Annotated in this window: 10 protein-coding genes; 2 read left to right on the top strand and 8 right to left on the bottom strand. The window is 57.5% G+C overall.

What is annotated here, in order from left to right; genetic code table 11:
* Window positions 1-133: 133 nt before the first annotated feature.
* Entirely contained in the window at window positions 134-1,393 is a 1,260-nt protein-coding gene (locus FFH21_RS22820) for an IS256-like element ISPsy17 family transposase (RefSeq protein ID WP_004667385.1), read from the bottom strand.
* A gap of 14 nt (window positions 1,394-1,407) precedes the next feature.
* Window positions 1,408-2,547 (bottom strand): alpha-xenorhabdolysin family binary toxin subunit A, encoded by a 1,140-nt coding sequence (locus FFH21_RS22815; protein WP_004667386.1) that lies wholly within the window; start codon window positions 2,545-2,547, stop codon window positions 1,408-1,410.
* Window positions 2,548-2,890: 343 nt separating this feature from the next.
* On the opposite strand from FFH21_RS22815, the gene FFH21_RS22810 reads away from it, so the two are divergent.
* Together FFH21_RS22810 and FFH21_RS22805 are read left to right on the top strand one after the other, a co-directional pair.
* Entirely contained in the window at window positions 2,891-5,413 is a 2,523-nt protein-coding gene (locus FFH21_RS22810) for a sulfite reductase flavoprotein subunit alpha (protein ID WP_004667387.1), read from the top strand.
* 103 nt (window positions 5,414-5,516) lie between these two features.
* Window positions 5,517-6,776 carry an IS256-like element ISPsy17 family transposase gene (locus FFH21_RS22805; RefSeq protein WP_004663377.1) on the top strand — a complete coding sequence of 420 codons (1,260 nt, stop codon included), beginning with the start codon at window positions 5,517-5,519 and terminating at the stop codon, window positions 6,774-6,776.
* Between the two features lie 133 nt (window positions 6,777-6,909).
* Here FFH21_RS22805 and FFH21_RS22795 read toward each other — a convergent pair whose 3' ends face one another.
* The 6 genes from FFH21_RS22795 to FFH21_RS22770 form a co-directional block, all read right to left on the bottom strand.
* Window positions 6,910-7,884, bottom strand: coding sequence for a peptide ABC transporter ATP-binding protein (locus FFH21_RS22795; RefSeq protein WP_003379694.1), 975 nt, complete (start codon window positions 7,882-7,884; stop codon window positions 6,910-6,912).
* Window positions 7,884-8,852, bottom strand: a complete 969-nt coding sequence (locus FFH21_RS22790; protein WP_011169490.1) for an ABC transporter ATP-binding protein — start codon at window positions 8,850-8,852, stop codon at window positions 7,884-7,886. Before FFH21_RS22790 ends, FFH21_RS22795 begins: the two co-directional genes overlap by 1 nt.
* A 10-nt stretch (window positions 8,853-8,862) precedes the next feature.
* On the bottom strand, window positions 8,863-9,774 hold the full coding sequence (locus FFH21_RS22785) for an ABC transporter permease subunit (protein WP_002555194.1): 912 nt from the start codon (window positions 9,772-9,774) through the stop codon (window positions 8,863-8,865).
* 10 nt (window positions 9,775-9,784) lie between these two features.
* Window positions 9,785-10,795 (bottom strand): ABC transporter permease subunit, encoded by a 1,011-nt coding sequence (locus FFH21_RS22780; RefSeq protein ID WP_002555193.1) that lies wholly within the window; start codon window positions 10,793-10,795, stop codon window positions 9,785-9,787.
* A gap of 74 nt (window positions 10,796-10,869) precedes the next feature.
* Window positions 10,870-12,465, bottom strand: a complete 1,596-nt coding sequence (locus FFH21_RS22775) for an ABC transporter substrate-binding protein (protein WP_011169488.1) — start codon at window positions 12,463-12,465, stop codon at window positions 10,870-10,872.
* Between the two features lie 82 nt (window positions 12,466-12,547).
* Window positions 12,548-13,963: an OprD family porin gene (locus tag FFH21_RS22770; protein WP_004656773.1), complete on the bottom strand. Its 1,416-nt coding sequence runs from the start codon at window positions 13,961-13,963 to the stop codon at window positions 12,548-12,550.
* Window positions 13,964-14,112: the final 149 nt, after the last annotated feature.

Here is a 14,112-nt window from a genome sequence, read left to right as displayed (position 1 = left end):
TCCAGGGGTGAACGACTTGTCTGAAGTGATTCATAAACTGCCGTAAGGACAAGGCATCGTTTATCTCGGACGGGGAGTATCAGTTTTTTTGTGTTCGGGCTGGTTAGGGCCTGCCGTCAGGCAGGCCCTTGTTTTACCAGCTCGGTCTGGTAAATCGGTCTCCGTACAGGATCGCAAATTGATTCATTGCCACTTTCCAGTCGTGTGCCGCATGACCCCAGTTGGCGGTGATGTTGCGCAACCCAAGCCATATCAGTTTCGTCGCAGCCTCATCGGTCGGGAAGTGCCCTCGAGTCTTGATGATCTTGCGTAACTGGGCATTGATGCTCTCGATGGCATTGGTCGTGTAAACCACTTTGCGAATGCCCGCCGGAAAAACAAAAAACGGTATAACCCGATCCCAGGCGCGACGCCATGCAGCAACTACAGTCGGATACTGCTTGCCCCAGGGGCCCGCTTCAAAGGCGTTAAGCTCTTGCTCAGCCACATCGGCATTGATCGCCTGGTAGATCGGCTTGAGTGCTTTGGCCAGTGCCCGACGTTTATCCCAAGCGGCATAGTCCAAGCTGTTGCGGATCAGATGCACGATGCAGGTTTGCAGCGTCGTGGCAGGAAAAACCGCCCCCAACGCCTCCGGTATTCCTTTGAGGCCATCCGTGACGGCGATCAGAACATCTTCAACGCCACGAGTCTTGAGGTCGTTGAACACCTTCATCCAAAACTTGGCACCCTCGGTGCTCTCGATCCATATACCCAGAATGTCGCGCGTGCCATCAGGTAATACCCCCAGCGCCAGATAAATAGCCTTGTTGCACACTAACCCCTCGTCCCGGATTTTGACCCGTAACGCATCGAAGAAGATCACCGGATACATCGGTTCCAAGGGTCGTTGCTGCCAAGCGCCCACCTCTTCCATGACCGCATCGGTGACTGAGCTGATGAAGTCATGGGACACGTCAGTTCCATACTGCTCAGATAGAAAAGCGCGGATCTCACGCACCGTCATGCCCCGGGCGTACATGGCAATTATCTTGTCGTCGAAGCCTGTAAAACGGCGTTCGTGCTTGGGAATCAGGATCGGGGCGAAGCTACCATCGCGGTCTCTGGGGATATCCAGGCGAAGCGGCCCGTCGTCGGTCAGAACCGTCTTGCTGCTTTTGCCATTGCGCTGATTGGTCGACTCCTTAGGGCGCTCCGCGCCCTGAGGATAACCAAGGTGGTGACCCAGCTCGGCGCCTAGCGCACGCTCGATCAGAGCCTTCTTGAACGCCATGGACGCGTCTTGAATGGCTTCGGCGCTCATCGGGCCTTTAACAAACTGCTCGATCAGCTCTTGGGGAATCGAGGGCAACTCCCTCGCTGTTGCATTGGCGGACTTCTTTTTGGTCGGCATACATGCACCTCTAGCTACATGTTATGCCCGAACACAAAATTTCTGACAGTCTCCTCGGACGCCGATACCGCAGACGCCTCAATAAACAAAAACAGTTTGTTCCATACGGTAATCAGGTTTTTAGTCGCCACGTCGGCATCGACCACAATCGTTGCCAGGTTCTGCAAGTTAAACTTTACCCTGCTCAATGAGCCTAGAATAGTGTTCTTGTCTTGCAAGGTGTCTATGTCGGCGGTTTGTTGCGTCATTAATTCATTGCGTGCGGCCCTGACATTTTCAGCTTCTACGCCGAAATAAATGCCCAATGCCAAGCCCACAATGTTCAAGCTACTGACCGAATTCAACGATTGTTGCACCACCGCCTTGTATTCTTTGTTCTTTTCATCGATGTCCTTTGCGCGCTGTTCGATATCCAGGTTCAGCTTCGCCACGTCGGCCGGCAGTGAACTGTTGTCGATGGCAACCATTTTGCGCTGTATCTCGGGCCCGACATGCAGCGACAGGTCCAGGCCAAACTGATCCAGTTCCTTCTTGATGGTTTGGGCATCGGCCAGATTGGCTGCAATCAAGTCCAGTATGTCGGTGAGGTGGGAGCCGATTTCCTGGGTGATCTCCTTATCGTTTTCATCCAGCTCGATGCCCGGGAAGTCCTTGCCCAGTTCAAGACTCAAGCGTGTTACATCCTCCAGTGTCTTGATCTGATGATGGTCAACGATTTTCCCGGCCCTGACGTCGCCGTTGATCTCCTCCATGCTCTGGCCGTACACCAGCATCTTGCCTGCGAAGACCTTCAGTTTGCTGCCGATGCCCAGAAGGTCGGTGCGCAGAGGACTCCAGCGACGCGCATGCCGGTGGATAAGGTTGAAACTTTTCAGGAAGTCTTCAGGTTCAAGCCCTGCACCGGCGCCTTTTGAATAGCCGAGATAAACAATGACGTCCTCCAGCTCAACGGGCAGGGCGAGGCCCGCCAATTCATATTTCTTGAGATTGATAATCTGCTCTTTGGTCAGAATCAAACCGGGTGCACGGGTGACGTGCTTATCATTGGCAGACGACATCGTACTGAACAGTTCGGCCGTTTTTATCGCCTCATCCGCCTTGAGGTCTCCGGATAAAGGTAGCGCCTGCATGACGTTGTAAAACATTGGGTTCATGGGTATGTCCTTATTTCCACTGGGAGAACAGATGTTGATCTCCTCAACACGTTAATGTTCTCGTGTTGAAAAAGGTTAGTGTTTTAAGGGTGAGGGCGTCAAAGCATAAACATGGATTAAAGATGTAAGATAAATGACTCTTTACAGTCAGTCTGCCGTGGGCGAACGCCATTTTTAACAGAGGTGGTACATGTATAAATTCAACGCTTTTAATAAATAGGTTTTGTTCCCTTCAGCAGCGCGAATGAACAGGAAAACCCGCGCTGCCTCAATTTAAAGATGAGAATGTGTCGCGGTTGGAGCATACTGCGCGCCGCAGCCTGTAGAGGGGAGAGCGTCGGCGTTGAAGAAAGTCTTGTTCCAACTGCACTGGTTCTTCGGGATCACGGCAGGTCTGGTGCTGACCCTCATGGGGATTACCGGCGCGCTTTACTCGTTCGAAGACGAAATTCTCGACGCTCTGAATCCGCACGTTCTGCTCGTGCAGGAGCGTGAGGCCACCTTGCCACCGATTGAGCTTGTTCACAGGCTGGAGGCAGCGACCGGGCTGACCGTCGCTATTCTGCGTGTCGATACGCTGGGCAATCGTGCCGCTCAGGTGTATTTCACCCCGGAGCCGGGCGAACGGCGCGGTCCCAAACGCAATTTCGATCCCTATACCGGCGAGCTGAAAGGCGATGCTGTAGGTGAGGGCTTTTTCGACTTTGTCCTGCAACTGCATCGTTATCTGGCAGCAGGTGAGGTGGGTAAGCAAATCACTGCGGCCTGCACGCTGGTTCTGGTGTTCTTCTGCCTGTCCGGGCTCTACCTGCGTTGGCCTCGCAACGCGCTGAACTGGCGTGTCTGGCTGACGATGGACTGGGCTAAAAAGGGCCGCAGTTTCAACTGGGACCTGCATTCGGTGTTTGGTACCTGGTGCCTGTTGTTCTACCTGCTGTTCGCGATCACGGGCCTTAACTGGTTTTATGACTGGGTCAGCAATGGTCTGAACAGGCTGCTGGGAGATTCGCTGCCTGTACAGCGCAAAGCCCCTGTGGCCCCTTCCAGCCAATCCGCGCCGTTGCTGGTTGATTATGCTGCCATCTGGGACAGTGTGCAGAAAACCGCCGGGCCTGAACTACGTGCTTATAACTTGCGTTTGCCTGCTTCTGGCGGCCAACCGGCCACGGTGTTCTACCTGCTCAAGGACTCACCTCATCCACGGGCCTTGAACAGCATCACGCTTGACCCGGCCAACGGTCAGGTCAGCTCGGTTTCACGCTATGCAGAGCGCAGTTTCGGCGCGCAATTGCTGGCCAGCAACTATGCGCTGCATGTTGGTAGCTATTTCGGCCTCGTCGGCCGGCTCATCATGACGGCAGCATCGTTGATGATGCCGCTGTTCTTTATCTCTGGCTGGTTGTTGTACCTGGATCGACGTCGCAAGCAGCGCGCTGTCAGAAGTGCGCGCGGCGAGGTTCAGAGTGTAGGGGCAGATGACGCCGCTTCCTGGCTGATAGGTTTCGCCAGCCAGAGCGGTTTTGCCGAGCAGTTGGCCTGGCAGGCTGCTGGCCAGTTGCAGGCTTCAGGAGTGTCGGTGCGCGTTAAGCGTTTGGGTGATCTGACCGAAGAGGATTTCAGTCAGAGTCGTAAGGCGCTGTTCGTCGTCAGCACCTTTGGTGAGGGCGAGGCGCCCGATAGCGCGCGAGGTTTCGAGCGTAAGTTGCTGGGCCGTCCGTTGGAACTGAAGCAGCTCGATTACGCCGTTCTGGCCCTGGGCGATCGTCAATACCCGCATTTCTGCGGTTTTGCCCATCGTTTGCATGGCTGGTTGGTTGAGCGTGGCGGGCGCACGTTGTTCCCGCCTGTTGAAGTGGACAGCGCTGATCCAGCAGCCCTGCAACACTGGCAGCAGCAGCTGGGACAATTGACTGGCTCCGTGCCGTCAACGCACTGGCAGGCACCGGTGTTCGAGAACTGGACGCTGGCGCGGCGCGAGCATTTGAACCCGGGCAGCAGTGGTTCGAAGGTTTACCTGCTGGACCTGACAGCGTCGACGTCAGCGAGCTGGCAGGCGGGGGATCTGGTCGAGGTGATGCCGCGCAATGCGGCGCAGGTCATTGAACCCTTTCTCGCCGGGTTGGGTGTCGATCCTGCCACGCCGGTAACCGTGGATGGCTTGCAGGAGCCGCTCAGTCAGGCGCTGGCAACCCGCCAACTGCCGCACAATCGTGCGCATCTGGTGGGCCTGCACGCGCAGGCGCTGATCGACGCGCTGGTGCCGGTATCTGCTCGTGAATATTCGATCGCTTCGATTCCGGAAGACGGACGTCTGCAACTCATCGTGCGTCAGGAAGTTCATCCTGACGGCAGTCTGGGGCTGGGCTCCGGCTGGCTGACCACCCATGCCGACCTCGACAGCGCGATCAGTGTGCGTTTGCGCCGCAACAGCAGTTTTCATTTGCCTGTCGATTCCGTCCCGCTGATCCTGCTGGGCAATGGTACGGGGCTGGCCGGTTTGCGCAGTCTGCTCAAGTCTCGCATCGCTCAAGGGCAGATGCGCAACTGGCTGCTATTCGGCGAACGTAACCGCGCCCGCGATTTTCATTGTGGTAACGAACTGGAGGACTGGCTGGAGGCTGGTCATCTGAATCGACTGGATCTTGCCTTCTCACGTGACCAGGCTGAGAAAATGTACGTGCAGGATCGCTTGCGTGATGCGGCTGATGAACTGCGAAAATGGCTGGACGACGGTGCCGCGATCTATATTTGTGGCAGCCTGCTCGGTATGGCAGCGGGGGTGGATCAGGTGTTGAAGGATGTGCTGGGAGAGCAGAGAGTCAGTGAGCTGATCGAGCAAGGACGTTATCGGCGGGATGTGTATTGATCGGCGTGCCGAGACGGAAGTCTTTGAGAAAGATCGGACGCGGAGCGTCCGAGACTGTCAGAAATTTTGTGTTCGGGCATAACATGTAGCTAGAGGTGCATGTATGCCGACCAAAAAGAAGTCCGCCAATGCAACAGCGAGGGAGTTGCCCTCGATTCCCCAAGAGCTGATCGAGCAGTTTGTTAAAGGCCCGATGAGCGCCGAAGCCATTCAAGACGCGTCCATGGCGTTCAAGAAGGCTCTGATCGAGCGTGCGCTAGGCGCCGAGCTGGGTCACCACCTTGGTTACCCTCAGGGCGCGGAGCGCCCTGAGGGGGCGACCAATCAGCGCAATGGCAAAAGCAGCAAGACGGTTCTGACCGACGACGGGCCGCTTCGCCTGGATATCCCCAGAGACCGCGATGGTAGCTTCGCCCCGATCCTGATTCCCAAGCACGAACGACGTTTTACAGGCTTCGACGACAAGATAATTGCCATGTACGCCCGGGGCATGACGGTGCGTGAGATCCGCGCTTTTCTATCTGAGCAGTATGGAACTGACGTGTCCCATGACTTCATCAGCTCAGTCACCGATGCGGTCATGGAAGAGGTGGGCGCTTGGCAGCAACGACCCTTGGAACCGATGTATCCGGTGATCTTCTTCGATGCGTTACGGGTCAAAATCCGGGACGAGGGGTTAGTGTGCAACAAGGCTATTTATCTGGCGCTGGGGGTATTACCTGATGGCACGCGCGACATTCTGGGTATATGGATCGAGAGCACCGAGGGTGCCAAGTTTTGGATGAAGGTGTTCAACGACCTCAAGACTCGTGGCGTTGAAGATGTTCTGATCGCCGTCACGGATGGCCTCAAAGGAATACCGGAGGCGTTGGGGGCGGTTTTTCCTGCCACGACGCTGCAAACCTGCATCGTGCATCTGATCCGCAACAGCTTGGACTATGCCGCTTGGGATAAACGTCGGGCACTGGCCAAAGCACTCAAGCCGATCTACCAGGCGATCAATGCCGATGTGGCTGAGCAAGAGCTTAACGCCTTTGAAGCGGGCCCCTGGGGCAAGCAGTATCCGACTGTAGTTGCTGCATGGCGTCGCGCCTGGGATCGGGTTATACCGTTTTTTGTTTTTCCGGCGGGCATTCGCAAAGTGGTTTACACGACCAATGCCATCGAGAGCATCAATGCCCAGTTACGCAAGATCATCAAGACTCGAGGGCACTTCCCGACCGATGAGGCTGCGACGAAACTGATATGGCTTGGGTTGCGCAACATCACCGCCAACTGGGGTCATGCGGCACACGACTGGAAAGTGGCAATGAATCAATTTGCGATCCTGTACGGAGACCGATTTACCAGACCGAGCTGGTAAAACAAGGGCCTGCCTGACGGCAGGCCCTAACCAGCCCGAACACAAAAAAACTGATACTCCCGCGTCCAGAACTGCGTGCCCACGCTGGAGCGTGGGCACGATAGTCTTCTAGCTTCTAGCTTCTAGCTTCAGCCTATGCCGCTACAAATTGCTCGGCATAGTGGCAGGCCACCTGGCGGTTATCCACCAGGCGCAGTTCCGGTACGTCTGTTGCGCAACGTTCGGTCGCGTAAGGGCAGCGCTTGTGGAAAGCGCAGCCGCTTGGCGGGTTGAGCGGGTTGGGCAGCTCGCCGACGATCTTGATCTTCGGTTTGAGCGGGTCCGGGTGGATGGTCGGGGTCGCTGACAACAGTGCCTGAGTGTAAGGGTGCAGCGGACGGTTATAGATCTCTTCCTTGGGACCCATTTCCGCTGGCCGCCCCAGGTACATCACCAATACCGTATCGGCGACATGACGCACCACCGAAAGGTTGTGGGAGATGAACACGTAGGCGGTGTTGAATTCCTGCTGCAAATCCATGAAAAGGTTCAGCACCTGTGCCTGAATCGACACGTCCAGCGCCGAAGTCGGTTCGTCCGCGACCAGCACTTTGGGCTGTAGCATCATCGCCCGGGCCAGCGCGATACGCTGACGCTGACCGCCGGAAAACATATGCGGGTAGCGCTGATAGTGCTCGGGGCGCAAACCGACCTGAGCCATCATCGCCTGCACTTTTTCCCGACGTTCTGCTGCCGACAGTTTGGTGTTGATCAACAGCGGCTCGCCGAGCTGGTCACCGACTTTCTGGCGTGGGTTGAGCGACGCGTAAGGGCTCTGGAAGACCATCTGTACGTCTTTGCGCAACTGCTTGCGCTCGGACTTGCTGGCACCGGTCACTTCCTGGCCAGCGATTTTCAGCGAACCCGATGAAGGTTCTTCAATCAGTGTCAGCGCGCGGGCCAGCGTCGACTTGCCACAGCCGGACTCGCCGACCACAGCCAGCGTCTTGCCGGCTTCCAGTTCGAAGGACACACCGTTAAGCGCGCGCACCAGCGCTGTGCCTTTGAACAGGCCTCGGGAGACTTCGTAGTGACGGGTAAGGTCGCGGGCGGTAAGTACGACGCTCATTACGCCACCTCCTGATTCAAGGGATAGAAGCAGCGCGCCAGGCTATGGGCCTTGGGGTCCAGGCCAGGACGTTCGGTCCGGCAGTTGTCGCGCACATACGGGCAGCGCGGTGAAAGCAGGCAACCCTGTGGCCGGTCATAGCGACCCGGAACCATGCTCGGCAGCGTGGCGAGGCGTTCGGCGCCCATGCTGTGCTCGGGAATAGCAGCCAGCAAGGCTTCGCTGTACGGGTGGGCAGGGACCTCGAACAGACCAGGCACCTGACCGACTTCGACGGCCTGACCGGCATACATCACACAGACGCGCTGGGCGGTTTCAGCCACTACCGCCAGGTCGTGAGTGATCAGCACCAGGGCCATGTCCTGCTCTTTTTGCAGGCTCAGCAACAGCTCCATGATCTGCGCCTGAATGGTCACGTCCAGCGCGGTGGTCGGTTCGTCGGCGATCAGCAGTTTCGGTTCGCCGGCGATGGCCATGGCAATTGCCACACGCTGACTCATGCCGCCCGACAGTTGATGCGGGTAGGCATTCAGGCGCGCAGCAGCGCCAGGGATTTCGACCTTTTCCAGCAGTTCCAGCGCGCGCTGGCGTGCCGCCTTGCCCGACATGTTCAGGTGCTGGCGCAGCACTTCCTCGATCTGGAAGCCCACGGTGTAACTGGGGTTCAGCGCGGTCATCGGGTCCTGGAAAACCATCGCCAGGTCTTTGCCGATGATGCGACGACGCTGCCGTGCGTTCAGCTTGAGCAGGTCCTTGCCGTCGAAGTTGAGCGCGTCGGCGGTGATGATGCCGGGTGAATCGATCAGCCCCATCAGCGCCATCATGGTCACGGATTTACCGGACCCCGATTCGCCAACAATGGCCAATACTTCGCCTTTTTCGACGCTCAGGGACAGGCCGTCCACAACAGGTACGGCCTTGGCGTCGCCGAAGCGGACGTTGAGATTCTTGATTTCAAGAAGTGACATGCGAATCTCCTCAGGCGGCGTTCTTGAGTTTCGGGTCCAGCGCATCGCGCAGACCGTCGCCCATCAGGTTGATTGCCAGCACGCTGAGCAAAATGGTCAGACCGGGCAGGCTGACGACCCACCAGGCACGTTCGATGTAGTCGCGCGCCGAGGCGAGCATGGTGCCCCACTCAGGCGTCGGTGGCTGTACGCCAAGGCCCAGGAAGCCCAGCGCTGCGGCGTCGAGAATGGCCGAGGAAAAACTCAGCGTTGCCTGAACGATCAGCGGTGCCATGCAGTTGGGCAGCACGGTGATGAACATCAGGCGTGGCAGGGTGGCACCGGCCAGACGCGCAGCCGTCACGTAGTCACGGTTCAGCTCGCCCATTACCGCAGCGCGGGTCAGACGTACGTAGGACGGCAGCGACACGATGGCGATGGCGATCACGGTGTTGATCAGGCCAGGGCCGAGAATTGCCACGATGGCTACAGCCAGCAGCAGCGATGGCAGGGCCAGCATGATGTCCATCAGGCGCATGACCGAAGGGCCCAGCACGCGCGGGAAGAAGCCCGCCAGCAAGCCCAGCAGGATGCCCGGGATCAGCGACATGACCACCGATGCCAGACCGATCAGCAGCGACAGGCGCGAACCCTGGATCAGACGCGACAGCAGATCGCGGCCCAGTTCGTCGGTGCCGAGGATGAATTGCCATTGACCGCCCTCAAGCCACACCGGAGGTGTCAGCAGGAAGTCACGGTATTGCTCGCTCGGGTCATGGGGCGCAACCCACGGGGCGAACAGGGCGCAGAACACGATCAGGATCATGAACAGCAGGCCGGCAACCGCGCCTTTGTTTTTCGAGAACGCTTGCCAGAATTCTTTGTACGGGGATGGGTAAAGCAGGCTTTGATCGACTGCTACCGCAGGAGTAGGGGTGCTCATATCGATGATCTCAGCGCTGATGACGGATGCGTGGGTTGGCAAAACCGTAGAGGATATCCACCACGAAGTTGACCAGGATCACCAGACAGGCGATCAGCAGAATGCCGTTTTGCACGACCGGATAATCCCGGGCACCGATGGCTTCGATCAGCCACTTGCCGATACCGGGCCACGAGAAGATCGTTTCGGTCAGTACCGCACCGGCCAGCAATGTGCCGATTTGCAGGCCGAATACGGTCAGCACTGGAATCAGCGCGTTGCGCAGGCCGTGAACGAATACCACGCGCGCTGGCGACAGGCCTTTGGCCCGTGCAGTACGCACGTAGTCTTCACGCAGTACTTCGAGCATCGAAGAGCGGGTCATCCGGGCGATTACCGCCAGCGGGATGGTGCCCAGCACGATGGCCGGAAGAATCAGGTGATGCAACGCATCGAGAAACGCGCCTTGTTCGTCACTGAGCAAGGTGTCGATCAGCATGAAGCCGGTGACCGGCGGAATGTCGTACAGCAGGTCGATCCGCCCGGATACCGGCGTCCAGCCCAGTGATACCGAGAAGAACATGATAAGGATCAGGCCCCACCAGAAGATCGGCATGGAGTAGCCCGCCAGGGAAATCCCCATGACCCCATGGTCGAACAGGGACCCTCGCTTGAGTGCGGCGATGACCCCGGCCAGCAAGCCGAGAATACCCGCAAAAATCAGTGCCGCCAGCGACAACTCCAGGGTTGCCGGGAACAGCGAGGTGAATTCGCTCCAGACACTGGTGCGCGTACGCAGCGATTCACCGAGGTCGCCGTGGGCGAGCTTGCCGATGTAATCGATGTACTGGGCATACAGTGGCTTATTCAGACCAAGACGTTCCATGGCCTGAGCGTGCATTTCCGGATCGACCCGGCGCTCACCCATCATGACTTCGACCGGGTCGCCCGGAATCAGGCGAATCAGGGCGAAGGTCAATAAGGTGATGCCGAAGAAAGTGGGTATCAGCAACCCCACTCGGCGGGCGATAAAACTAAACATCTTGGTGTGTACCTCATCAGCCGGTTAGGCGTGCTCCGGCGAGTCTCGGGTTATGAGCTCGCCGGATTATTTTTCTACTTCACCTGGGTAGTGGCGAAGTTGTTGGTTGTGAGCGGGCTGATTTGGTAGCCCTCCACATTTTTACGCGTGGCCGTGAACATTCTGGTGTGAGCCATACTGATCCACGGCTGGTCCTTGTTGAATATTGCCTGAGCTTGCTCATAGAGCGTCGCACGCTCCTGCGGGTTCACTGTTTCGCGGGCCTTGTCGATCAGCGTCTGGAATTCGGCATTGCACCAGCGTGCATAGTTCTCGCCGTTTTTCGCCGCTTCACAACTAAGCATCGGGGTCAGGAAGTTGTCCGGGTCGCCATTGTCGCCTGCCCAGCCGGCAGACACCATGTCATGTTCGCCATTCTTGGCGCGTTTGAGCATTTCGCCCCATTCCATGACGCGAATGTCGATCTTGATGCCGATCTTTGCCAGGTCGGACTGCATCATTTGCGCGCCGAGCATCGGGTTAGGGTTGGTCGGGCCACCGCCGTTGCGGGTGAACAGGGTAAACGTGGTGCCTTCCGGCACGCCTGCTTCCTTCAGCAAGGCGCGTGCCTTGTCGAGGTCGACCGGCGGATTCTTCAGGCTGTTGTTGTAACCCAGCAGGGTCGGCGGATACGGGTTGACTGCTACCAGCGCATTACCCTTGCCGAACACCGCGTTGACATAAGCGTTCTTGTCGAACGTCATGTCAATGGCTTTGCGTACCCGCACATCGCTCAAATATTTGTGCGTGGTGTTGATCGCAATATAGCCGGTGGTCATGGCCTCCATTTCATCGATTTTCAGATTCGGGTCTTTCTTGATGCTCGGCACGTCGTCCGGCTTTGGGTACAGCGCGATCTGACATTCGTTGGCCTTGAGTTTCTGCAGGCGCACGTTGTTGTCGGTGGCGATGGCCAGAATCAATGCTTCGGCAGGCGGCTTGCCGCGGAAGTAATCCGGGTTGGCCTTGAAGCGTACCTGCGCATCCTTGGCATAGCGCTGGAAGATGAACGGGCCGGTGCCGATTGGCTTGCTGTTTAGATCGTTGGTCTTGTCGGCTTTCAACAACTGGTCGGCATATTCCGCCGGGTAGATAGAGGCGAACGCCATGGCCAGGTCGGCCAGGAATGGCGCTTCGCGGCGGGTCAGGGTGAACTTGACGGTGTAGTCGTCAGTTTTCTCGACGCTTTTCAGCAGCTCTTTGAAGCCCATGCTTTCAAAGTAGGGGAAGCCGACGCTCGACTTGTCATGCCACGGGTGTTTCGGGTCCAGCTGACGCTGAAAACTCCAGAGCACATCGTCGGCATTCATGTCGCGGGTCGGTTTGAAGTAGTCGGTGGTGTGGAACTTGACGCCTTTGCGCAGGTGGAAAGTGTAGGTCAGACCGTCTTCGCTGATGTCCCAGGATTCAGCCAGCGCTGGAATAACTTCCGTGGTGCCGGGTTTGAAATCTGCCAGGCGATTGAATACGGTTTCAGCCACGGCGTCGGCCGTCACGGCTGTTGTGTATTGCACCATGTCGAAGCCTTCGGGGCTGGCTTCGGTGCAGAGCACCGGGGGGTTTGCCGAAACACTGACGGCGACGCTGAGCAGGGCCAGGGCGATCAAGTTGCGTAGCGATAACAGTTTCATTGTGAACCCTCCATAGAGTTGACGCCGATGGTGATGTTCTGGCGCAAGGCTGTTGCCTTGCACCAGAACGGTTTTCAGCGAATCAAAGAATGTTGAACGGAACGGTGGTCACCAGACGGAATTCGTTGATGTTGCCATCAGCCTGATTCTCGCTGGCGCGGTGTGTGGTGTAAGTGGCGCGGATGGCAGTGGCCTTGAGCGGGCCGGACTGCACGGAGTACGACGTACCGATACCGTATTCGTAGTGAGTCTCGCCGTCCATTGCGTTTACGCCGCTCGCTGTCCGAACGCCATTGATTGTCTGGACGTCGCCGTAGACGTTGCCTTTATATTTGGTACCGTCGATGTCCCAGCCGCGCGCCTGGTAAATGTTGAACTTCAGGCCCGGCACGCCATATTCGGCCATGTTCAGTACGTAGGCGATCTGCAGGGATTTCTCGTTCGGGCCGTTGAAGTCCGAGAGCAGGGAGTTGGCCAGGAAGATTGCGTTGGTGTCGTGCGCATAGTCGAAATACTCATCGCCAGACACTTGCTGATAGGCAAGGCTGATGCTGTGAGCGTTATGCGTACCGGTGAACGACAGGCTGTAGGTATCGTTGTCGATAGGGCCCTGTTTGCTTTGACCGGAGTCCTTGGTCTTGTAGTAGTTCAGGTTGGTGCTGAGCGCCAGTGCCTTGCTGTCACCCAGTTCGTGGGTGAAGCCGAAGTAGTACTGGTGCCAGAAATCTTCCAGATTCGATGCATAAAAGCTGGTAGTCAGGCTGTCGGTCGGCTTGTAGTCAGCGCCGAACATGTCCAGGCGGTCGGCGGTCTGGCTGCGATCACCGTACTCGGAGCGGAACTTGTCCAGACTCTGTTCCATACGTGGTGATACGCGGTCGAAGCTACCGGCTTGAAACGACAGGTTGTTGAGCTCGTCGCTCTGTACGGCAACACCCTGGAAGCTGGAAGGCAGTGCGCGGTTGCCAATGAAGGCGATGACCGGGGTGTTAACCGATTGGCGACCCATGGTCAGGACGGTGTTGGAGACTCGCGCCTTGACGTTGCCCAGGCCCATTTTGCTCCACTGACCGACTGCATCGCCGTCACGGTGGGCCAGGGTCCGGTTGGAACTGCCTGCAAAGTCATCGGTGTCACGGTCCAGCGCAATGGCGTTGTACAGTGCCAGCTCGGTGGCGAAACCTACAACGCCCTGCGTGTAGCCAGAGGTGTAGTTGACGATGGTGCCCTGCTGCCAGTTGATACGACGCGAGGTCTGCTCAGCGATGCCGTTGTCGTTGTAGCGGAAAACCTCGCCACGACGCTTCAGTTCGTTGGCGTACCAGTTGCGGGTCGTGCCGGTCAGGTGTTGATCTTCGATAAAGCCATTGGCGTCGGCCTGTGCATTCTTCGAACTTAGCTCGGTCGGTATGAACGTCTGGCTGGCTGGCTCTGCCTGAACCAATGCGCCGAACGACGAGAGAGATAAGGCCAATAACGCAGTGCTTGTTGTTTTCACGATGTGCAGCTCCCTTTATCACTTTTTTATATGCCAGTTCTTAAGCCTGGCTTTTGGTGGTGCAGGGCTTTGGGCCCTGCGTTGTTATCGGTATAAACGCGCAAGTGCTGGCTCTCGCCGTGACACAAGACGGCGAGGGCATGCGGAGT

This window comes from Pseudomonas sp. KBS0707, assembly GCF_005937945.2.
Classification (GTDB): domain Bacteria; phylum Pseudomonadota; class Gammaproteobacteria; order Pseudomonadales; family Pseudomonadaceae; genus Aquipseudomonas; species Aquipseudomonas amygdali.
The sequence above is the reverse complement of the archived record's forward strand: the minus strand, read 5'-3'. Positions and strand labels throughout refer to the sequence as shown.

Coding starts and splice junctions, on each gene's coding strand:
- FFH21_RS22820 (WP_004667385.1), bottom strand. CDS start 1,393: ATGCCGACCAAAAAGAAGTCCGCCAATGCAACAGCGAGGGAGTTGCCC.
- FFH21_RS22815 (WP_004667386.1), bottom strand. CDS start 2,547: ATGAACCCAATGTTTTACAACGTCATGCAGGCGCTACCTTTATCCGGA.
- FFH21_RS22805 (WP_004663377.1), top strand. CDS start 5,517: ATGCCGACCAAAAAGAAGTCCGCCAATGCAACAGCGAGGGAGTTGCCC.
- FFH21_RS22795 (WP_003379694.1), bottom strand. CDS start 7,884: ATGAGCGTCGTACTTACCGCCCGCGACCTTACCCGTCACTACGAAGTC.
- FFH21_RS22790 (WP_011169490.1), bottom strand. CDS start 8,852: ATGTCACTTCTTGAAATCAAGAATCTCAACGTCCGCTTCGGCGACGCC.
- FFH21_RS22785 (WP_002555194.1), bottom strand. CDS start 9,774: ATGAGCACCCCTACTCCTGCGGTAGCAGTCGATCAAAGCCTGCTTTAC.
- FFH21_RS22780 (WP_002555193.1), bottom strand. CDS start 10,795: ATGTTTAGTTTTATCGCCCGCCGAGTGGGGTTGCTGATACCCACTTTC.
- FFH21_RS22775 (WP_011169488.1), bottom strand. CDS start 12,465: ATGAAACTGTTATCGCTACGCAACTTGATCGCCCTGGCCCTGCTCAGC.